Source organism: Erwinia sp. PME.40.26/001 (genome assembly GCF_055556675.1).
On record NZ_JBVHNP010000298.1, the window covers coordinates 1 to 254 of the forward strand.

The following is a 254-nucleotide window of genomic DNA, read 5'->3' on the forward strand; positions in this document are numbered from 1 at the left end:
GCAGGTACTGCGGGTTGAGACCGAGGGTGACCTCGTCGCCGACGAGCGTCGCGTCGACGGATTCCGTCGCGCGCGCCTGCTCGGTGCCCGAGGCATCCATCGACACCCCGTCAGGACCGAACGTGAACCGCAGCGGCGCGGAGCGGTCGAGCACGAGGGCGACACGGCGCACCGCCTCGGCGAGCTCGGCAGTGTTGACGACGCTGTGGTGCTCGGTCTGCGCGGGGAAGAGCCGACGCACGGGCGGGAAGTTG

At 71.3% G+C, this 254-nt stretch carries 1 protein-coding gene; it reads right to left on the minus strand.

Features of this window, described 5'->3' with window-relative positions; genetic code table 11:
- Positions 1-254 (minus strand): hypothetical protein (locus tag ACZ3HG_RS24265; protein WP_465335018.1); only part of this gene is annotated, 254 nt, incomplete at both ends.